19 protein-coding genes are annotated in these 19,324 nt (G+C 60.3%); 8 read left to right on the top strand and 11 right to left on the bottom strand.

Annotated elements, in window-relative coordinates; genetic code table 11:
• Positions 1-44 precede the first annotated feature (44 nt).
• The 3 genes from Q1A20_RS02325 to Q1A20_RS02335 all read left to right on the top strand — a co-directional run bounded on the left by Q1A20_RS02325 (position 45) and on the right by Q1A20_RS02335 (position 3,875).
• Entirely contained in the window at positions 45-1,766 is a 1,722-nt protein-coding gene (locus tag Q1A20_RS02325) for a peptide ABC transporter substrate-binding protein (RefSeq protein WP_298969943.1), read from the top strand.
• A 122-nt stretch (positions 1,767-1,888) separates the two neighbouring features.
• The gene (locus tag Q1A20_RS02330; protein WP_299404012.1) at positions 1,889-2,896 is read left to right on the top strand and encodes an ABC transporter permease; all 1,008 of its coding nucleotides are present in this window, start codon (positions 1,889-1,891) and stop codon (positions 2,894-2,896) included.
• Positions 2,889-3,875 carry an ABC transporter permease gene (locus tag Q1A20_RS02335; protein WP_298969945.1) on the top strand — a complete coding sequence of 329 codons (987 nt, stop codon included), beginning with the start codon at positions 2,889-2,891 and terminating at the stop codon, positions 3,873-3,875. The genes Q1A20_RS02330 and Q1A20_RS02335 overlap by 8 nt, the downstream gene beginning before the upstream one ends.
• 231 nt (positions 3,876-4,106) lie before the next feature.
• On the opposite strand, the gene Q1A20_RS02340 is transcribed toward Q1A20_RS02335, so the two are convergent.
• The 6 genes from Q1A20_RS02340 to Q1A20_RS02365 form a co-directional block, all read right to left on the bottom strand.
• Positions 4,107-5,390 carry a DUF3422 family protein gene (locus tag Q1A20_RS02340; protein ID WP_298969946.1) on the bottom strand — a complete coding sequence of 428 codons (1,284 nt, stop codon included), beginning with the start codon at positions 5,388-5,390 and terminating at the stop codon, positions 4,107-4,109.
• Between the two features lie 155 nt (positions 5,391-5,545).
• Positions 5,546-5,956, bottom strand: coding sequence for an acyl-CoA thioesterase (locus tag Q1A20_RS02345; RefSeq protein ID WP_298969947.1), 411 nt, complete (start codon positions 5,954-5,956; stop codon positions 5,546-5,548).
• A 40-nt stretch (positions 5,957-5,996) separates the two neighbouring features.
• Positions 5,997-7,493 carry an NAD(P)(+) transhydrogenase (Re/Si-specific) subunit beta gene (locus tag Q1A20_RS02350; protein WP_298969948.1) on the bottom strand — a complete coding sequence of 499 codons (1,497 nt, stop codon included), beginning with the start codon at positions 7,491-7,493 and terminating at the stop codon, positions 5,997-5,999.
• A 13-nt stretch (positions 7,494-7,506) separates the two neighbouring features.
• Entirely contained in the window at positions 7,507-9,081 is a 1,575-nt protein-coding gene (locus Q1A20_RS02355) for a Re/Si-specific NAD(P)(+) transhydrogenase subunit alpha (protein ID WP_299404003.1), read from the bottom strand.
• A gap of 125 nt (positions 9,082-9,206) precedes the next feature.
• Complete coding sequence (locus Q1A20_RS02360) at positions 9,207-9,656, bottom strand: isoprenylcysteine carboxylmethyltransferase family protein (RefSeq protein ID WP_299404000.1); 450 nt, start codon at positions 9,654-9,656, stop codon at positions 9,207-9,209.
• Positions 9,653-10,033 (bottom strand): VOC family protein, encoded by a 381-nt coding sequence (locus tag Q1A20_RS02365; RefSeq protein WP_299403998.1) that lies wholly within the window; start codon positions 10,031-10,033, stop codon positions 9,653-9,655. The genes Q1A20_RS02360 and Q1A20_RS02365 overlap by 4 nt, the downstream gene beginning before the upstream one ends.
• A 123-nt stretch (positions 10,034-10,156) precedes the next feature.
• On the opposite strand from Q1A20_RS02365, the gene Q1A20_RS02370 reads away from it, so the two are divergent.
• Entirely contained in the window at positions 10,157-10,909 is a 753-nt protein-coding gene (locus Q1A20_RS02370) for an SDR family NAD(P)-dependent oxidoreductase (protein ID WP_299403995.1), read from the top strand.
• 98 nt (positions 10,910-11,007) lie between these two features.
• Positions 11,008-11,550, top strand: a complete 543-nt coding sequence (locus Q1A20_RS02375) for a transposase (protein WP_299403993.1) — start codon at positions 11,008-11,010, stop codon at positions 11,548-11,550.
• A gap of 9 nt (positions 11,551-11,559) precedes the next feature.
• Here the strand turns inward: Q1A20_RS02375 and Q1A20_RS02380 are convergent, their stop codons facing one another.
• From Q1A20_RS02380 to Q1A20_RS02400, 5 genes are all read right to left on the bottom strand, one after another.
• Complete coding sequence (locus Q1A20_RS02380) at positions 11,560-12,336, bottom strand: gamma-glutamyl-gamma-aminobutyrate hydrolase family protein (RefSeq protein ID WP_298969954.1); 777 nt, start codon at positions 12,334-12,336, stop codon at positions 11,560-11,562.
• Positions 12,337-12,456: 120 nt separating this feature from the next.
• Positions 12,457-12,882: a heme-binding protein gene (locus tag Q1A20_RS02385; protein ID WP_299403990.1), complete on the bottom strand. Its 426-nt coding sequence runs from the start codon at positions 12,880-12,882 to the stop codon at positions 12,457-12,459.
• Between the two features lie 39 nt (positions 12,883-12,921).
• Positions 12,922-15,063 carry a malate synthase G gene (locus Q1A20_RS02390; protein WP_299403988.1) on the bottom strand — a complete coding sequence of 714 codons (2,142 nt, stop codon included), beginning with the start codon at positions 15,061-15,063 and terminating at the stop codon, positions 12,922-12,924.
• A 96-nt stretch (positions 15,064-15,159) separates the two neighbouring features.
• Positions 15,160-15,324, bottom strand: a complete 165-nt coding sequence (locus Q1A20_RS02395) for a DUF2256 domain-containing protein (RefSeq protein ID WP_299403985.1) — start codon at positions 15,322-15,324, stop codon at positions 15,160-15,162.
• A 6-nt stretch (positions 15,325-15,330) separates the two neighbouring features.
• Positions 15,331-15,501: a hypothetical protein gene (locus tag Q1A20_RS02400; protein ID WP_299403984.1), complete on the bottom strand. Its 171-nt coding sequence runs from the start codon at positions 15,499-15,501 to the stop codon at positions 15,331-15,333.
• A 103-nt stretch (positions 15,502-15,604) separates the two neighbouring features.
• Between Q1A20_RS02400 and pepN the strand changes: the two genes are divergently transcribed.
• The 3 genes from pepN to Q1A20_RS02415 are packed head-to-tail and all read left to right on the top strand — an operon-like array spanning position 15,605 to position 19,324.
• Entirely contained in the window at positions 15,605-18,160 is a 2,556-nt protein-coding gene (gene pepN / locus Q1A20_RS02405) for an aminopeptidase N (protein ID WP_299915999.1), read from the top strand.
• Positions 18,157-18,897 carry an SDR family oxidoreductase gene (locus Q1A20_RS02410; RefSeq protein WP_299403981.1) on the top strand — a complete coding sequence of 247 codons (741 nt, stop codon included), beginning with the start codon at positions 18,157-18,159 and terminating at the stop codon, positions 18,895-18,897. The genes pepN and Q1A20_RS02410 overlap by 4 nt, the downstream gene beginning before the upstream one ends.
• Positions 18,857-19,324, top strand: coding sequence for a hypothetical protein (locus Q1A20_RS02415; RefSeq protein ID WP_299403978.1), 468 nt, complete (start codon positions 18,857-18,859; stop codon positions 19,322-19,324). The genes Q1A20_RS02410 and Q1A20_RS02415 overlap by 41 nt, the downstream gene beginning before the upstream one ends.

Raw genomic sequence — 19,324 nt, forward strand, 5'->3', positions numbered from 1 at the left:
TCGAGGCGCGCAACGGCATTCACGTGTCCAACATGGAGTACAAAATGAAACTCAAAACCCTACTATTGGGGGCAATCGCCACAACCGCACTGGCACCCGTCGCATTTGCAGACGGCCATGAGGGCGAACGTGGCAGAGATGGTCAGGTCAACATCATCTACTGGCAGGCCCCATCGATCCTGAACCCTTACCTTTCCGGTGGTACGAAAGATCTCGAATCTGCCTCGCTGGTGATTGAGCCGCTGGGCCGCTACGACGAAAACGGCAATCTGGTGCCCTATCTGGTCGATGAGATTCCGACCGTTGAGAATGGCGGCGTCAGCGCGGATCTGAAATCCATCACCTGGAAACTGAGCGAAGGCCTTGTCTGGTCAGACGGCTCACCTGTGACCTCGGCGGACGTTGCCTTTACCGCTGAGTACTGCATGCACCCCGAAGGCGGCTGCGCGCAGGCGTCCAAATTTGACGGCGTGGAAAGCGTAGAGATCCTTGATGACCTGACGGTCAAAGTGAACTTCGTCGACGCCAAACCGAACCCTTACGGCCCCTTCATGGGCGGCCAATCCCCGATCATTCAAAAGGCGCAGTTTGCGGACTGCCTCGGTGCCAAAGCGCCTGAGTGCACAGAAGCGAACTTCAACCCCATCGGCACCGGTCCCTTCGTCGTCACAGATTTCCGTCCCAATGACGTGATCCAGATGGTGGCGAATGAAAACTTCCGCCACGAAGGCAAACCAGCCTTTGCCTCGCTGACCTTCAAGGGCGGCGGTGACGCAACAGCAGCAGGCCGCGCGGTTCTGGAGACTGGCGAATTCGACTACGCCTGGAACCTGCAACTGGCTCCCGACGTTCTGGCCAAAATGGCGGAAGCCGGCAAAGGTGTGCCCGTCTCGGCCTTCGGCACACTGGTTGAGCGGCTTGAGATGAACCTCACCAACCCGTCGCCGGACCTGCCGGAAGGGGAGCGCTCCACCATCGCGCACCCCCACCCCTTCCTGTCCGACTTCAACGTGCGCAAGGCGCTATCCATGGCCATCGACCGCGAACTGCTGGTCGAGATCGGCTACGGTCAGGCGGGTCGCGCGACCTGTAACCTCGTGCCCGCTCCGGCGCTTTATGCCTCCGACAATACGGAATGCCTGACGCAGGACATCGATGGCGCCAAGGCGCTGCTGGATGAGGCCGGTTGGGTCGACAGCGATGGCGACGGCGTGCGGGACAAGGACGGCGTGAAACTGTCGATCCTCTACCAGACCTCGACCAACGCGGTGCGTCAGGACTTCCAGGCCCTGATCAAGGACTGGTGGAACCAGATCGGTGTTGAAACCGAGCTGCGCAACCTTGACGCCTCCGTGTTCTTTGGCGGTGACCCGGGCTCGCCCGACACCTTCCAGAAGTTCTATGCGGATGTGGAAATGTACGCCAACAACTTCGACGGCACCGACCCGCAGGCCTACCTGTCGGCCTACCGTTGCGGCGGCGAACCAAAACCCTCCAGCCAATGGCAGGGTGAGAACATCAACCGCTTCTGCAACGAAGAATATGATGCCCTCCTCGATGAATTGGCCCGCACCGGTGAGCTCGACAAGCGCGGCGAAATTGCCAAGCGCCTGAACGACATCATCACCCGCGAGACAATGACGATCGTGCCGCTGGTGGACCGTGGTCGTGTGTCGGCACACTCGACGACGCTGGGCGGTGTGATCCTGAACACGTGGGATTCCGAATTGTGGAATGCCGCGGACTGGTACCGCATCAGTAACTGACACAAATTTGAGCAGGGGCGCACAATAAGATGCGCCCCTGCCCTCTTTTGGTGGCGGCGAAATTGATTTATGCGCCGCATAGCTCGCAACAATAACAAGACTGACGCATAGAGGCGTAGCACATGCTGACTTACACGATCCGACGGCTGGTCCTGTCGATCCCGACTTTGCTTTTTATCAGCCTTGTCATTTTCGCACTTTTGCAACTGGCCCCGGGCGATCCGATGGCGCAGGTGCCCCTGACCGTCCCCCCCGAAGTGAAACAGAAAATGCGCGAAGCCCTGGGTCTCGGAGCGCCCGCGCATGTGCAATACTGGAAATGGCTGGTGCAGTTTTTCTGGATCGAGCCGCAGGTGCTGATCGATCATTGGTTCGGCACCAGTTTTGCCGAAGGCAAGCTGCGCGTGATCTCCTGGCAGACCCGCTCGCCGGTGATGGACATCGTCATGCAGCGGATGCCACAGACGCTCTGGGTGGTTGGCATGTCCTATGTCGTGGGCATCCTGATCGCACTGCCGATCGGCATATATTCCGCCTATAAGCAGTATTCGCTCTTCGATCAGGCGGGTACGTTCGTCTCGATGATCGGGTTTTCCATTCCGCCCTTCTTCTCCGGCGTGCTCGTGATCGTGATCTTCTCAGTCAATCTGGGCTGGTTCCCGTCCATCTACGACACCACCCATGTGGTCACGGACTGGGACAGTTTCGTGGTGCAATTCAAGCAGATGATCATGCCCGTGATGGTGCTCGCCCTGCAGACCACCGCCCAGATCAGCCGCTTCATGCGCGCCTCCATGCTCGACAACCTCAATCAGGACTACGTGCGCACCGCCCGCGCCAAAGGGCTGAAGGAAAGCGTCGTGGTGCTTGTCCATGTGCTGCGCAACTCGATGATCCCGATCATCACCGTGATCGCGCTCGGCATCCCGGCGATCTTCGGCGGCGCCATTATCACCGAAACGCTCTTCAAGGTGAACGGCATCGGGCAGCTCTTGCTGACAGCGCTTTTTGCCAACGATCTGCCGATGGTGATGACGCTGACCTTCATCTTCGCCATCCTCATCGTTCTCTTCAATCTGATCGCTGACGTGCTCTACGGCATTCTCGATCCGAGGATCCGCTATGACTGATCAAATCACCGACCCGTCCGAGATCGAACTCTACGGCGCGCTCAAGGATAAGGAGCCGCCCAAGGAGCCGCGCAGCCAGTGGAAAGACGTCTGGGACCAATTCCGCAAACACAAGGGCGCGATGATTGGTGGCGGCTTTTTGCTGTTCATCACGCTGGCCGTGCTGATCGGCCCGGTGGTCTGGGATGTGGATCCCAAAGCGCTCGACATCCGCAACAAGGACATGCGCCCGATGTATACGCTGCTCTGGGATGGCGAGGCCAAGACCAGCTGGGCCAAGCCGCTGGGCTCGGACAACCTGGGGCGCGATATTCTGGCGACCCTCATCGCCGGCGGGCGCGCCTCCATGGCGGTCGGTTGGACGGCGATGATCCTCGCCCTTTTCATCGGCACGGCCGTGGGCGTCTCTGCCGGGTATTTCAAGCGGCTGGACGGCCCGCTGATGCGTCTGACAGACCTGTTCCTGTCCCTGCCCATCCTGCCGCTCCTGCTGGTTGCGGTGACCCTCTTCCGACAACCCTTGAGGGCCAACTTCGGGCCGGAAACGGGCATGTTTATCCTGATTGTCGGGGTGATCGGCATCACCTCCTGGATGCAAACGGCCCGGATTGTGCGCGGCGAAATCCTCGCCCTCAAGGAACGGGAATTCATCCTCGCGGCGCGCTCCATCGGCACCAAGCCTTTTGCGATCATCCGGCGGCACTTGCTGCCAAATGTGGTCTCGCCAATCATGGTGTCTGCTACCCTTGGTCTGGCCACCGCCATCATCACTGAAAGCGCGCTGAGCTTTCTCGGCGTTGGCTTTCCTTCCGACTTCCCCACCTGGGGCAAACTGCTGTCGGACGCCGTGCCACGGATGGAGGAATTCCCAGAACGGGTGATGCTCCCCGGTATCCTGATCTCTCTCACCGTCTTGTCCGTGAACTATCTGGGCGACGGGCTAAGGGACGCGTTGGATCCCCGGATCAGAGGGCGTTAAAGCCCTCTGATCCGGGTGCGGACCGCGTGAAAATCCATAGGATTTGGGCGGAGGCCGCACCACTCTCGATTTCGGGGACCGAATACGGGACGGCGGGCGGGGCGTCTTTGGCGCAAGCCCAAAGAGCGCCGTTCAGCCGTCATCCCAACATCAGAACCGGGTGCCGGACCGCAGGTTTCTTTCAGAAACCCACTTGTCCGCACGGGTCGACTTTCCTTCGGAAAACTCGATCTACTCTACTGACTTCCGCAACCTGCGCACCATCCACCACACAAGCAGCACCACAGGCACCGTTGCCAGCGCCGTCAGCATCCCCTTGCTCATCCCGGTGGCCTGTGTCAGCGGATAGATCAGATAGCCCACCAGCGAGACCGCATAATAGCTGATGGCCACCACAGACAGCCCCTCCACCGTGCGCTGCAACCGCAGTTGCAAATCGGAACGGCGGTCCATGCTCTCCAGCAAGGATTGGTTCTGTGCCGAACGCTCCACATCCACCCGCGTCCGCAGCAGGTTCGACGCCCGGATCGACCGGCTCGACATCGCCTCCAGCCGCGATTCCGCGGAATGGACGGTGCGCATCGCAGGGGCATAGCGTCGCATCATAAACTCGCCGAAATGCTGCCGCCCCTGATACCGCGCCTCGCGCAGCGCCGCGATCCGCTGATTGACCAGCGCTTCATAGGCCCCCGTCGCGCCAAAGCGAAAGGACGATTGCGCCGACAGGGTTTCCAGCTCCGCCGAAATCGCCAGCAGGTTGTGCAGCGTCCACTCTGCGGGCGCATCCTCATCGGACATGTCACTCATCAATCCGGTCAGCTTGGTGTCCAGATCGTTGAGCTTGGGCTGCAGCGCCCGCACCCGGGCAAAGCCCAGCATCGACATGGTCTTGTAGGTTTCGATCTCACAAAGGCGCTGCACGATCCGACCGATGCGCCGTGTCCCGGTCTCCGGCTTGGCAAAAACGGCAAATCGCAAATGCCCGTTTTGATCGATCCGGAAATCTCCGGCAACAATCGCGGCCTGATCGAGCACCTCTGACACGGCAAGGCTTTCAGAGACAAACCAATCGTCCAATCGAGTGCTCACCTCCGCGATATCGCCTGGTTGCTGCTCAATGTGCAGCAGCACCGAGGTCATACGCTGCCCCGGCGCCGCCTCCAGCCAGTCCGAGGGAAAGACATCAAACTGCGCGGGGTCGAAGGGGCGCTCGTAAATCGTTTCCGAAAACGCCGTATAGGTCACAAACTCGGTGTGCTGCTCCCATTTGAGCCAGTGCTTCCCGATCTGACCATAGTAATGCGTGGCCCCCGGCTGCGGATGCGGCGCCCCGTGACGGTCGAGCAGCGCCGTGAGATGCGCCAGATCCTGCGCCCGATCCCGGCTCACCGCATCATTGGGCTGCTTGATGGCGATATAGACCGCCGAGCACGGCGCGCTCAACGACGGAAACGGGCGCGCATGCAGCTCATTGGCCAGCTTGTACCGCAAAGGGTGATCAGTGATCGGTGCCATATGTACTTTCCAGAGGGTTTTAGCTCAACTAGTACTCGACCAGATAGAAGTAAAGAAAAACGCCTTTTTATTCATTACCTTAGCAGTACACCTTTGCATACTGCCCGGCAATCAGGCGCGCAGGCGGTTGATCCGGGATCGGGCCGTAAAACGCCCTAATCCGCGGCGATTACCGGTCGGGGCCGCCCGTTTTCATCCAGCGCTACAAAGGTAAAATGCGCATCCGTCACTTTCACACGCGTTTCATGATGCCGCACGCGCCGCCAGGCCTCGACATGAATGCGCATGGAGGTTCGGCCAATCCTGGTGGCTTCGGCATAGAGGGATACCTCGTCGCCGACCTTCACCGGGCTGAGGAATTGCATCCCATCCACCGCGACGGTCGCGCTGCGCCCGCCGGAAATCATGGCCGCAATGTTCCCGGCCGCAAGGTCCATCTGGGACATGAGCCAACCGCCAAAAATGTCACCCGCCGGATTGGTATCCGCGGGCATGGCAATGGTGCGAATGGCAAGGATCTGATCGCCCTCTTCGGGGCGACCAGATTTTTCAGGCGTATCATCCATCTTGCAAATCCACCGGATCGATCACCACACCAATGGTGCGTCAGTCGATCATCGGCAAAAGCTTGTCGAGGCTTGCCTTGGCATCGCCGTAGAACATGCGCGTGTTCTCCTTGAAGAACAGCGGATTTTCGATGCCGGAATAGCCCGTGCCCTGCCCCCGCTTGGAGACAAAGACCTGCTTGGCCTTCCAGCATTCCAGCACCGGCATACCGGCGATGGGCGAGTTCGGATCGTCCTGGGCCGCAGGGTTCACGATGTCATTGGAGCCGATCACGATGGCCACATCCGTCTCCGGAAAGTCCTCGTTGATCTCATCCATTTCCATCACGATGTCGTAAGGCACTTTCGCCTCGGCCAGCAGCACGTTCATGTGCCCGGGCAGACGCCCAGCCACCGGGTGGATCGCAAACCGCACGGTCTTGCCCTGCGCGCGCAGCTTGCGCACCAGCTCGGCCACGCCCTGTTGTGCCTGTGCCACGGCCATGCCATAGCCGGGGATGATGATCACGCTGTCGGCTTCATTCAGGGTCGCCGCAACACCGTCCGCCTCAATGGCGATCTGCTCGCCTTCGACCGCCATTTGCTCCCCCGCAGGGCCACCAAAGCCCCCCAGGATCACGCTGACAAAGGACCGGTTCATCGCCTTGCACATGATGTAGGAGAGGATTGCACCAGACGAACCCACCAGCGCGCCCACAACGATCAGCAGATCGTTGCCAAGCGAGAAACCAATCGCCGCTGCGGCCCAGCCGGAATAGCTGTTGAGCATGGAGACAACCACCGGCATATCCGCGCCGCCAATGCCCATGATCAGGTGATAGCCGATAAAGAGCGCCAGCAGTGTCAGGAGTACCAGCGTCCAGCTGCCGGACCCGCCCAGATACATGATCGTAAAGATCAGGGACAATCCAGCCGCACCGGCATTCAGCAGATGACCGCCGGGCAGTTTTGTCGCAGCGCTGTCCACCTTGCCCGCAAGCTTGCCGTAGGCAATGACCGATCCTGTGAAGGTCACGGCACCAATCCAGATGCCCAGCACCAGCTCGACCTTCAGAATATTGATCTCAACCTGGCTTTTCTTCGCGATCAGCTGACCAAAGGACGACAGCCCCTCGTAAATCTCCTTGGGCAAACCAATGGCCGTGAAGCCGTCCGCTTCCGTCGCACCGAGAACCAGATTGTTCGCGACAAAAAGGCTATCGAGGTTGTTTATCATGATATCGGCGTTGAAACCCACGAACACCGCCGCGAGACCCACAAGGCTGTGCATGATGGCCACAAGCTCTGGCATCTGCGTCATCTGCACCTTGGTGGCCAGCTGATAGCCAACAGCCGCCCCCAGACCGATCAGGATGATCGATGCGATCCCAAGCCCCTGACCGGGGCCGATGAGGGTCGCCAGCACCGCAATGGCCATCCCGACGATGCCATACCAGACCGCGCGTTTCGCGCTTTCCTGACCGCTCAGACCGCCCAGGCTGAGGATGAAGAGAACAGCCGCGACCGCATAGGCCGCAATCGTAAATCCGTATTCCATTGTTCCCTACCCCTTACGATTTCTGGAACATGGCGAGCATGCGCCGTGTCACAAGGAAGCCGCCGAAAATATTGACGGAAGCCATAAAGATCGCCAGCGCCGCCAGCAGCGTGATCAGCAGCGAGCTCGACCCGATCTGGATAAGCGCCCCCAGAATGATGATCGAGGAGATCGCGTTGGTCACCGCCATCAACGGCGTGTGCAGGCTGTGCGCCACGCCCCAGATCACCTGGAACCCGATGAAGACCGAGAGCACAAAGACGATGAAGTGCTGCATGAAGCTCGCCGGCGCCACCAGCCCAACGGCCAGCACCAACGCCGCCCCGATGGCCAACAGGCCGACCTGATTGCGGGTCTGCGTCTTGAACTCCGCCAGTTCCTGAGCGCGTTTTTCTTCTGCGGTAAGTTCCTTGGGCGCTTCTTTCTTGGGGGCTGCCGCAATCGCGGCCACCTTGGGGGGCGGCGGCGGGAAGGTGACCTCTTTGGCGTGCGCGATGGTGGCACCCCGGATCACATCGTCTTCCATGTCGTGGTTGATCACACCGTCTTTTTCCGGTGTGAGGTCCGTCATCAGATGGCGGATGTTGGTGGCATAGAGGTTGGAGGCCTGTGTGCCCATGCGGCTGGGGAAATCGGTATAGCCGATGATGGTCACGCCGTTGTCGGTCACGATCTTCTCATCGGCCACGGTCAGCTTGCAGTTGCCACCCTTCTCCGCCGCCAGATCGATAATGACCGAGCCGGGCTTCATGGATTTCACCATGTCTTCGGTCCAAAGCTCCGGTGCCTCGCGGTTCGGGATCAGCGCGGTGGTGATCACGATGTCCACGTCCGGGGCCAGTTCGCGGAACTTCGCCAGCTGTGCTTCGCGGAATTCCGGCGAAGAAACAGAGGCATAGCCACCAGAAGCGGAGCCGTCCTGCTGTTCTTCCTCGAAATCGAGATAGACGAATTCCGCGCCCATCGATTCCACCTGCTCGGCCACTTCGGGCCGCACATCGAAAGCATAGGTGATCGCGCCCAGCGAGGTCGACGTCCCGATGGCCGCCAGACCGGCGACACCGGCACCGACCACCAGAACCTTGGCTGGCGGTACCTTACCCGCCGCCGTGATCTGCCCGGTAAAGAACCGGCCAAAGTTGTTGCCCGCCTCGATCACCGCGCGGTAGCCCGCGATGTTCGCCATCGACGACAGCGCATCCATCTTCTGCGCGCGGCTGATCCGGGGGATCATTTCCATCGCGATCACGGTCGCGCCCTTTTTCGCGGCGGCCTGCATCTTGGCTTCATCCGCCACCGGGCTGAAGAAGGAGATCAGCGTCTGCCCCTCGCGCAGCCGCTTCATTTCGGCCGCGTCAGGGACCCGCACCTTGGCCACGACATCCGCCGCTTTCCACAGGGCGGCCGCCGTTTTGACAACCGTGACACCGGCCTCTTTGTAGTCTGCGTCCGAAAATCCGGCAGCCGCACCGGCCCCGGCCTCGATGACACATTCATGACCCAGCTTCTGCAGGTCCTTTGCCGAAGCCGGTGTCATTGCAACCCGTGCTTCGCCTTCAAAAATCTCTTTTGGCGTCCCGATCTTCAATTGGAGCTCCCCCGTTTGATGCGTATTTGCGCAAAATGGTGCACTAAACTGGCATGTCCACTATCGCCTACGCCCGCAAGGTACAAGCGCGTGGCAAAATGTGAGCGCTGACGGTTGCACAGAACTCACACCCACCTGCGTGTTTTTTGGACGTATCGGGCAAAATCGGCGCGGAATTCCCGACGCATACGATTTTCTTCGGGGATGATGAACCGTTTCTCCAGAACCCAGACCAGAAGAGGCACCAGAACCAGCGCGAGCACCGCATCCCACCAGAGGCACAGGCCTGCCAGAATCAGGACATCCGCCAGATAGATCGGATTGCGAGAGCGGCCAAAGATGCCGGACTGGATCAGCGCACTGGGGGTTTCATGCGGGATGATCGTGGTCTTATGGCGGCGAAACTCCATCACCGCCAGCACAGTGATCACAATGCCACCGCCCACAAACAGCCCTGCCAACAAAAACGTGATCGGATGCGCCAGGCTCAGACCGAACGCATAGTATTGCGCCTGGCCCCAGGCCAGCGCGAGACAGAGGACCAACCAGACAGGTGGCAAATCGAGCCACTTCATGCCGGTGTTTCGACCTCCTTGGGTTCCCAAAGCTCGATCGGGTTGCCTTCAGGGTCGTAGACCCGCGCAAACCGCCCGTTGGGCAACGTCTCTGGATGCATCTCGACGTCAATCTCCGCCGCGCGCAGTTGTGCGACCATCGCGTCAAGATCATCCACCCGGAAATTCAGCATCCACTGATTGTCTGAATTGCCAAAATACTCGGTGCCCCGCGCGAAAGGGGCAAAGACGGTTGGCCCCGCCTCCTGGGTCCAGACCGGGGTTTCGTAATCCTGCGGGACTTCCGATATGCCGAAATGGGTTGCGTACCAGGCCGATAACGCCTTTGGGTCGTTCGATCTGAAAAAGAAGCCGCCGATGCCGGTGATTTTCTGCATGATGTTTCCCCTTTGACCACAGAGCCATGCTACCTGCCCCGCAGGGGTAAAACAATCTTCCACTCTCCCTTGCACCCGCTTCCCCTGCCTCTAAGCTGAACGTCTGAAACCGGAGGAGGTGTCATGTCGCTTGCAGGAAAACACGCATTGGTCACAGGGGGTGGCACGGGCATCGGCCTCGCAATTGCCCGTGATCTGGCCGCACAGGGCTGTGTTGTGACCATCACCGGCCGTCGCCAGGAGGTCTTGGACGCGGTCAGCGGCCAGGGCATTTTTGGCATGGCCATGGACGTGCGGGATGAGGCGGATGTGGTGGCGACCATTGCAGCGGCGGTTGCCGCACGCGGCCCCATTCAGATTTGCGTCGCCAATGCCGGCATTGCCGAAGGGCGCGCGGTGCACAAGACCGATCTGGAATTCTGGCGCAATATGATGGCCACCAATCTGGATGGTGCGTTTCTGACCATTCGGGAATCGCTCAAATCGATGCGGCAGGCCGAGTGGGGCCGTGTGATTGCCGTCTCTTCGATTGCCGGGTTGCGCGGGCTGCAGGGGGCGGCCTGCTATTCGGCATCCAAACATGGGTTGATCGGGCTGATCCGGGCGCTCAGCGAAGATTATCTGGGCAAGCCAATTACCTTCAACGCGCTCTGCCCGGCCTATGTCGACACGCCCATCGTGACCCGCAACACCACCTCCATTGCCGAACGCGCAGGGGTCAGTGAGGATAAGGCAAAAGCGATGATGGTCTCCGCCAATCGTCACAACCGGTTGATTGCCCCTGAGGAGGTCTCCGCCGCGGCGCTTTGGCTGGTCTCCCCCGGCTCCGAAAGCGTGAATGGTCAGGCGATCGAGATTGCTGGCGGTCAGATGTAAGCGCGGCGTAAAGCGATGCTCAGGCGCGTCCGCTCTGACCGGATTTCGGTCAACCGCTGTTCAATTTCCATTAACCATGTCGGCGCTAGACATGGACCATGCCACATTACATCCGCTCCCAACCGCCTGGTGCCACCTATTTCTTCACCGCCCGTCTGGCCGACCGCGACAGCACCTTGTTGACGGACCGGATCGAGCTGCTGCGCCAGGTAACCCGGCTGGCCCGCCAGCGCTACCCCTTCGAGATCGACGCGGTGGTGATCCTGCCCGCAGCGATCCACACGCTTTGGACACTGCCCAGGGGCGATGCGGATTGCAGCATCCGGTGGCGTTTCCTGAAGAGCGCGTTTTCCCGGGCGGTGCCGACGGCGGATGACCACCCGAATGTAAAGAGGGTCCGGACCGACAAAGGCATCTGGCAACGTCACTTTTGGGAGCACCGCATTCGTTCGCCACAGGATCTGGCGCTCCATCGGACGCTCATTCACACCGCGCCGGTTCAGGCCGGGCTGGTCGACGATCCTTTAGACTGGGCCTGGACGTCGTTGCATCGGGATATGGCCGTTGCACACCCTGCAACATACCCCGAGCCGCCTAAACCTTTTGGAGCCTTAAAGCTGAAAGACCCGGCGCCCACTTAACAGCGGCGCTTACGCTACCTGGGCGGGGCGCAGTTTCTGACCGTTGGACCAGGCGCGTGTCGCCTCACCAAAGGCCGCAAACAGCGGGCGTGAGACAGGATCCTGCGCGGCCTCATATTCCGGGTGCCACTGCACCGCCAGGGTAAAGCCCGGCGCACCGTCGACATAGATCGCTTCAGGTGTCCCATCGGGGGCGATGCCATCGACGACCACGCCCGGACCACAGGATTTGATGCCCTGGCCATGCAGCGTGTTTGTCATCACTTCCTGCGCGCCCATCAATCTGTGAAAAACGCCGCCTTCTGTGAAGGACACAGTGTGGCGATGTTCGAATTTCTCTTCCAGCGTGCCATCGGGCGGCATCCGGTGGTTCATGCGGCCCGGCAGGTCCCTGATCTCGGGATAGAGCGATCCGCCCATGGCCACGTTGACCTCCTGAAAGCCCCGGCAAATGCCCAGAAACGGCTGGCCCCGTTCCACGCAGGCCCGCACCAGCGGCAGCGCAATCGCATCGCGCGCCCGGTCAAAAGCGCCATGTGCCTCCGTGGGGGCCTCACCATATTCTTCGGGATGCACATTCGGGCGCCCGCCGGTGAGCAGGAAGCCATCGCAGATTTCCAGCAGCTCAGTGACGGAGACATAATCGGGGTCGGTGGGGATCATCATCGGCACACATCCCGACACCGCAGAAACCGCGTCAGAATTCATCGTGCCACCGGCGTGCACCGGGTATTCATCATTCAACAAATAGTGGTTGCAAATAACTCCGACGACGGGTCGCGCCATGGATATCCCCTTACATTTGTCCCCTACATGATTTTATACTGTGACACACAAGCAGTTAACAGCCTATGACCGCGCAGACGTCTGTGCGTCATCGCTCAATTGCAGGAATTTGCCGCAAAATCAGGCGTCGCCGATCAATCCGGCGGCCTCGATCCCGGCCACACCGGCAATCACATCGTTCTCCGAAGTGTCGCCGGTGACCCCAACCGCCCCGATCACCGCGCCCTTTTTGTCGCGCAGCAGGATACCACCCGGCACCGGCACCAGTTTGCCGTCATAAACGCCGTTCACCGCATTGATGAAATAGGCCTGGGTTTCAGCGCGCGCCATCTGCGCGGAGCTTGGAATGCCCAGCATGATCGCGCCATGGGCCTTGCCGTGGGCAATCCCGAAACGCCCCGGCGACGCCCCATCTTCGCGCTCGAACGCCTGCACATGGCCACCCGCATCCAGCACGACAACGGAGAGCGGTTTGAATTCCATCTCACGCCCTTTGGAGAGCGTTTTGCGAATGATCGTGCGGGCTTTGTTCAGTGAGATTGTCATATCTTGTCCCTGTTCTTCTGTTAACTTCGATGGGCGTGATCAGTGGCTGGCTTTGAGCTCCAGACGACGCGCGTGCAACACCGGTTCAGTGTAGCCCGATGGCTGTGTGCGGCCTTTGAAGACCAGATCACAGGCGGCCTGAAAGGCGATGCCGTCAAATCCCGGCGCCATCGGATGATAGAGCGGATCACCGGCATTCTGGCCGTCCACCACTTCGGCCATCTTGCGCAGCGCCTGCATCACATTCTGCGCATCGACGACACCGTGGTGCAGCCAGTTGGCGATATGCTGGGCTGAAATCCGGCAGGTGGCGCGGTCTTCCATGAGCCCGACGTTGTTCATGTCGGGCACCTTGGAGCAGCCCACGCCCTGATCGACCCAGCGCACCACGTAGCCCAGAATGCCTTGTGCGTTGTTTTCAACTTCACGCTGCTTCTGCGCATCGGTCCATTTCTGATACTCCGCCAGCGGAATGTTCAGCACCGTATCCACATAGGCGCGCCGCCCGCCCTTTTTCAGCTGCTTCTGCACCGCAAACACATCGATCTTGTGATAATGCAGGCTGTGCAAGGTTGCCGCGGTCGGGCTTGGCACCCAGGCGCAATTGGCGCCGGATTTCGGATGTTCGATCTTTTGTTCCAGCATCGCGGCCATCATGTCGGGCATCGCCCACATGCCCTTGCCGATCTGCGCTTTCCCGCTCAGCCCGCATTCCAGCCCGATGTCCACATTCTGGTTCTCATAGGCCCCGATCCAGGCTTTGCGTTTGATGAAATCCTTGCGGCTGAACGGGCCCGCTTCCATCGAGGTATGTATCTCATCGCCCGTGCGGTCCAGAAACCCGGTGTTGATAAAGGCCACCCGTGATTTGGCCGCCCGGATGCACTCCTTGAGATTGACGCTTGTGCGCCGTTCCTCGTCCATGATCCCCAGCTTCACGGTATTTTGCGGCAGTCCCAGGATTTCTTCGACGCGGGTAAAAATGCGATCGGCAAAGGCGACCTCTTCCGGCCCATGCATCTTGGGTTTGACCACATAGACCGATCCGTGCAGGGAATTGCCGCCGTCGCGTTTGAGATCATGGATGGCGATGAGCGTGGTGATCATCGCATCCATCACACCCTCGAACACCTCGTTGCCCGCCTTGTCCAGAATGGCCGGGTTCGTCATCAAGTGACCGACGTTGCGCACCAGCATCAGCGCCCGCCCCTTGAGCGTCACTTTCAACCCGTCCGGGCCGGTGTATGCGCGATCAGGATTGAGCGCGCGGGTGATCGTCTTGCCGCCCTTGTCAAAGCTCTCCTGCAAATCGCCTTTCATCAGCCCCAGCCAATTGTCATAGGCAACGACCTTGTCCTCGGCATCGACGCAGGCGACGGAATCTTCACAATCCATAATCGCGGAAACCGCGCTTTCCATCTGCACATCCGCCAGCCCGGCCTGATCACGGCTGCCAATCGGATGTGTCCGGTCGAACACCAGTTCGACATGCAGCCCGTTGTTGCGCAGCACGATGCGATCCGGCGCCTTTGGGTGGCCGGTGTAGCCCACGAATTTGGCCGGATCGATCAAAGGCTGATCGTCAATCAGCAAGGCACCGTTGTGCACATAGTAACGCCGTGCGTCGGCGTGACTAGTTTTCTCAATCGGGAAGGCCTCGTCCAGAAACACGCGGGCGCGGGCCACCACGCGGGCCCCCCGGCCCTGATCATAGCCCCCCCTTGGCGGCGCGCTGCCCATCGCGTCCGTACCATAAAAACCGTCATAGAGGCTGCCCCACCGGGCGTTCGCCGCATTGAGCGCATAGCGCGCATTGGTGATCGGCACGACCAGCTGCGGCCCGGGCACGCGCGCGATCTCATCATCCACATTGGCGGTGTCGATCTCGAAACTGTCGCCTTCGGGGACCAGATAGCCGATCTCGCGCAGGAAGGCGCAGTAGGCTTCGTGGTCATGGGGGGCGCTGCGACGTTCCTTATGCCAGGCATCGATCTGTGCCTGAATGGCCTCGCGTTTCTCCAGCAGTGCACGGTTTTCAGGTGCCGCATCATTCACCAGCTGCGAAAAACCCGACCAGAAGCTGGCCGGGTCAACATCCGTTCCGGGCAAGGCGCGGTCTTCGATAAAGCGAACGAGTTCCGCCGCCACCTGCAGATCATTTTTCTGAAGAAACTCGGCCATCCGGAACACTCCCCAACTTCGGCGTCTTTGTTTGGACCGAAGGTGTAAGAAGTTTGTTTCCGATAGGCAACAAGACTGGTCAGACTATTTTACCAATCACTGGTTTGTCGCCTCTGTTGAGGCATTCGAGCGACGCTCGCGTCGGCATCTGTCCGAACAATAGCGTACCTCATCCCAGGTTTTCGCCCATTTCTTCCGCCACGCGAAGGGGCGCTGGCAGCTGGCACAGATCTTCGTTGGCAAATCGCGTTTGCGCCGCATGTCCACCTAGACAAACAGCTCGAGGGCCGCGAGGGATGCGGCGGCTTCATCCGCGCTCAGCATCCAGGCCAGGATCGATCCGACAACGATGGCGAGCAACACGCCCGTCCAGAGCCCCCAAAGCGCGGGCCGATGCCGGGTTTTCTGTTTCGCGATGTTTGTGTCAGGCGCTGACATGAGGTCTCCTTCAGATTGCTTGGCCAAGCCGTCTTGCAGCTTGTGTCTTGGGCACCTAACGTCTGCGCTGTCTGATCCGTTCCAAAAAAAGATGTAGGTGACCATGCGCGACGCCACCCCTCAAACCATTTATCTGAGCGATTACAAACCTTTCGGGTATGATGTCAGCTCGGTTGAGCTAACCTTCGATCTGCACCCGACCGCCACGCGGGTCAAAAGCCGCATCGCTTTCGTCCCGAAACCCGATACCGAGCCGACGCTCTTTCTGCATGGCGAGAATCTTAAGCTGATCTCCGCGCATATCGACGGTGCCCCGGTGTCACCAACCCTGACGGCGGCAGGCCTGACCTGCGATGTGCCCGCGGCATCCTTTATCTGGGAAGCTGAGGTTGAGATCGATCCGGCGGGCAACACCGCGCTTGAGGGGCTTTACATGTCAAACGGCATGTATTGCACCCAGTGCGAGGCCGAAGGCTTTCGCAAAATCACCTACTACCCCGACCGTCCGGATGTGATGAGCGTTTTCACCGTGCGCATCAACGGCCCGCACCCGGTGCTGCTCTCCAATGGCAACCCGGTTTCGGCCTCGGAAGGGGCGGCGGAATGGCATGACCCCTGGCCCAAACCGGCCTATCTGTTTGCGCTCGTGGCAGGTGAATTGGTCGCCCATCCCGGAGAATTCACGACAAAATCGGGCCGCAGGGTTGATCTGAACCTTTATGTCCGTCCGGGCGATGAGGACAAATGCGCCTTTGGCATGCAGGCGCTGAAGGATTCGATGAAATGGGATGAGGAGGTTTATGGGCGTGAGTATGACCTCGACATCTTCAACATCGTTGCCGTGGATGATTTCAACATGGGGGCCATGGAAAACAAGGGCCTGAATGTTTTCAATTCCTCGGCTGTGTTGGGCTCGCCCGAAACCTCGACAGATGGCAATTTCGAACGGATCGAGGCCATCATTGCACATGAATACTTCCACAACTGGACGGGCAACCGCATCACCTGCCGCGACTGGTTCCAGCTGTGTCTGAAGGAGGGTCTGACGGTTTTCCGTGACAGCCAGTTCACCTCCGACATGCGCTCGGCCCCCGTCAAACGCATCGCCGACGTCATCGATCTGCGCGCGCGACAGTTCCCCGAGGATCAGGGTCCGCTCGCCCACCCGGTGCGGCCGGAAAGCTTTCAGGAAATCAACAACTTCTACACCGCCACCGTCTATGAAAAAGGCGCAGAGGTCATCGGCATGCTGCGCCGCTTGGTTGGCGCGGAGGCCTACAGCAAGGCGCTGGACCTCTATTTCGAACGGCACGACGGGCAGGCCTGCACAATCGAAGACTGGCTCAAAGTGTTTGAGGATGCCACGGGGCGCGATCTCAGCCAGTTCAAACGCTGGTATTCACAGGCGGGCACGCCAACGGTGACCGTGAAAGATGCCTGGTATGCAGGCAGTTACATACTGACCTTCACGCAAAATCTGAAGCCGTCGACGCCGACCCCGGACCCACAACCGCAGGTGATCCCCATCGCCACGGCGCTGTTTTCGCCCTCAGGCGAGGAACTGGTGCCAAGCCAGATCCTCGAACTGACAGAGGCCTCGCAGTCTTTCACCTTCGAAGGCCTGCCAGAGCGTCCGATCCCCTCCGTTCTGCGCGGGTTTTCTGCTCCTGTGGTGCTGGAACGGGACTTGCCACAGGAACATACCACCTTCCTGCTCGCCCATGACACCGATCCTTTCAACCGGTGGGAGGCCGGGCGCAGCCTCGCCCGCGCCAGCCTGCTGGCGATGATCCGCGAGGATGCTGAGCCGGATACCGGGTATCTTGACGGGCTGCATGCGGTGTTGGCGGACGACAGCCTTGATCCGGCCTACCGCGCGCTGATGCTGAACCTGCCCGGGCAATCCGATCTGGCGACCACCCTGCACAACGAAGGCGACACGCCCGATCCGGATGCGATCTGGGCCGCGACCGAAAAAATGGCGCAGGCGCAGGCGGCGCATTTCGGCGATCTGCTCGACCGGCTCTTTGATCAGCATCAGGTCACGGAACCCTATCAGCCCAACGCCGATCAGGCTGGCAGACGTGGCCTTACCAATGCCACGCTTCGGCTGCTGTGTCTGCGCGACGGGCCCGCGCGGGCGCAGGCGCAATATGACGCCGCCGACAACATGACACAGCAATTGGCCGGATTGGCCGTGCTGCTGCGGGAAGGCGCCGGGGAGGACGCGCTGAAATCCTTTGCCAAGCAATGGCAGGATGATCGTCTGGTCATGGATAAGTGGTTCGCCCTGCAGGTCATGCAGGCCCGACCGGACCAGGTCGCCGCCACCGCGGCAAAGCTGACCGAGCATCCGGATTTCAACTGGAAGAACCCCAACCGGTTCCGCGCAGTCCTTGGTCCGCTGGCGTCGCATCACGCCGGGTTCCACAAGGCCGATGGTGCCGGTTATCAATTGCTGGCTGACTGGCTGATCAAACTGGACCCGGTCAACCCGCAGACAACGGCACGCATGTGCTCCGCCTTTCAGACCTGGCGGCGCTATGATGCGAACCGTCAGGGCCAGATCGCCACCCAGCTGGACCGGATATTGGGCACGCCCGAACTCTCCCCAGACACCACCGAAATGCTGACCCGTATCCGAGGAAATACATCATGAGACCCGTACTCTTAGTCACCGGCGGCTCCGCTGGTATTGGCGCCGCCTGCGCCCGCATCGCTGCAGCCCAGGGCTTTGATCTGGCGCTGAACTTCCGGACGGATACGGCGGGCGTCGAAACGGTCGCTGCCGCCTGCCGGGAGGCCGGGGCCAAGGTCATTCTCTGCCCGGGTGACGTGTCAGATCCGCAGGCGATTGCCGACATCTACGCACAAATAGATGAGAGTTTTGGCCGCCTCGATGCGCTGATCAACAACGCCGGCGTGGTCGATCAGACCGCGAAAGTGACCGATATCGACCACGCAAGGTTGCGCCGCATGTTTGATATCAATGTGATCGGCGCCATTCTGGTGGCGAAGGAGGCGGTGATCCGCATGCAGACCCGCGGTGAAGGTGGGGTAATCGTCAATATCTCCTCGGCGGCGGCACGGTTGGGGTCTGGCAATCAATATGTCGATTACGCAGCCTCCAAGGCGGCAATTGATTGCTTTACCAAAGGCTTATCAGACGAGGTTGCAGCGGATAACATCCGCGTCATGGCCGTACGCCCCGGCCTGATTGAGACCGAATTGCATGCCAAGGGTGGGGAGCCGGGCCGCGCCGACAAGCTCGCGCATATGGTGCCGATGAAACGCAAAGGCTCCGCCGAAGAAGTAGCGCAGGCGGTGGTCTGGCTGCTGTCGGATGATGCAAGCTATGTCACCGGATCGACGCTGGACGTCACCGGTGGCCGATGAGCCCTTCAGCTTCCGGCGTGACGGGCGCAATCGGGCAACGCTCTGGGCGGTTCTTGCCGTCTGGGCGGTGCTCTTGCTGGCCATCATCTGGGTGGATGCCGCGCCCTGGCTGATGGGCATCATCGCGCTTTTTACCCTGCCCGCGCTCTGGGATCTTTATGCCAATCCGGGCGCGGGCCTCACATTTGACGACCGGCAGATCAGCTGGTTCAGCGGCAAACGCACGGGCGTGCTGGCCTGGTCTGAGGTCGATCATATGCGGCTTGATACGAGGTTGGACTTCTCCGTGCGCGCCACGGCGGTCCTGGAGAGCGGGCGCAAGATCAGGCTGCCCTATGAAGCCACCCCGCCGCATCAGGCGCTGGAAGACGCACTGCACGCCATCGGCATCCGCACCGAACGGCATCACTTTTCGCTGATCGGCTGA

This window comes from uncultured Roseobacter sp. (assembly GCF_947501835.1).
Taxonomy (GTDB): domain Bacteria; phylum Pseudomonadota; class Alphaproteobacteria; order Rhodobacterales; family Rhodobacteraceae; genus Roseobacter.

Excerpts from the sequence above, each read along its gene's own strand:
- Q1A20_RS02325 (WP_298969943.1), top strand. The coding sequence starts at position 45 with ATGAAACTCAAAACCCTACTATTGGGGGCAATCGCCACAACCGCACTG.
- Q1A20_RS02330 (WP_299404012.1), top strand. The coding sequence starts at position 1,889 with ATGCTGACTTACACGATCCGACGGCTGGTCCTGTCGATCCCGACTTTG.
- Q1A20_RS02335 (WP_298969945.1), top strand. The coding sequence starts at position 2,889 with ATGACTGATCAAATCACCGACCCGTCCGAGATCGAACTCTACGGCGCG.
- Q1A20_RS02340 (WP_298969946.1), bottom strand. The coding sequence starts at position 5,390 with ATGGCACCGATCACTGATCACCCTTTGCGGTACAAGCTGGCCAATGAG.
- Q1A20_RS02345 (WP_298969947.1), bottom strand. The coding sequence starts at position 5,956 with ATGGATGATACGCCTGAAAAATCTGGTCGCCCCGAAGAGGGCGATCAG.
- Q1A20_RS02350 (WP_298969948.1), bottom strand. The coding sequence starts at position 7,493 with ATGGAATACGGATTTACGATTGCGGCCTATGCGGTCGCGGCTGTTCTC.
- Q1A20_RS02360 (WP_299404000.1), bottom strand. The coding sequence starts at position 9,656 with ATGAAGTGGCTCGATTTGCCACCTGTCTGGTTGGTCCTCTGTCTCGCG.
- Q1A20_RS02365 (WP_299403998.1), bottom strand. The coding sequence starts at position 10,033 with ATGCAGAAAATCACCGGCATCGGCGGCTTCTTTTTCAGATCGAACGAC.
- Q1A20_RS02370 (WP_299403995.1), top strand. The coding sequence starts at position 10,157 with ATGTCGCTTGCAGGAAAACACGCATTGGTCACAGGGGGTGGCACGGGC.
- Q1A20_RS02375 (WP_299403993.1), top strand. The coding sequence starts at position 11,008 with ATGCCACATTACATCCGCTCCCAACCGCCTGGTGCCACCTATTTCTTC.
- Q1A20_RS02380 (WP_298969954.1), bottom strand. The coding sequence starts at position 12,336 with ATGGCGCGACCCGTCGTCGGAGTTATTTGCAACCACTATTTGTTGAAT.
- Q1A20_RS02385 (WP_299403990.1), bottom strand. The coding sequence starts at position 12,882 with ATGACAATCTCACTGAACAAAGCCCGCACGATCATTCGCAAAACGCTC.
- Q1A20_RS02390 (WP_299403988.1), bottom strand. The coding sequence starts at position 15,063 with ATGGCCGAGTTTCTTCAGAAAAATGATCTGCAGGTGGCGGCGGAACTC.
- Q1A20_RS02395 (WP_299403985.1), bottom strand. The coding sequence starts at position 15,324 with ATGCGGCGCAAACGCGATTTGCCAACGAAGATCTGTGCCAGCTGCCAG.
- Q1A20_RS02400 (WP_299403984.1), bottom strand. The coding sequence starts at position 15,501 with ATGTCAGCGCCTGACACAAACATCGCGAAACAGAAAACCCGGCATCGG.
- pepN (WP_299915999.1), top strand. The coding sequence starts at position 15,605 with ATGCGCGACGCCACCCCTCAAACCATTTATCTGAGCGATTACAAACCT.
- Q1A20_RS02410 (WP_299403981.1), top strand. The coding sequence starts at position 18,157 with ATGAGACCCGTACTCTTAGTCACCGGCGGCTCCGCTGGTATTGGCGCC.
- Q1A20_RS02415 (WP_299403978.1), top strand. The coding sequence starts at position 18,857 with ATGTCACCGGATCGACGCTGGACGTCACCGGTGGCCGATGAGCCCTTC.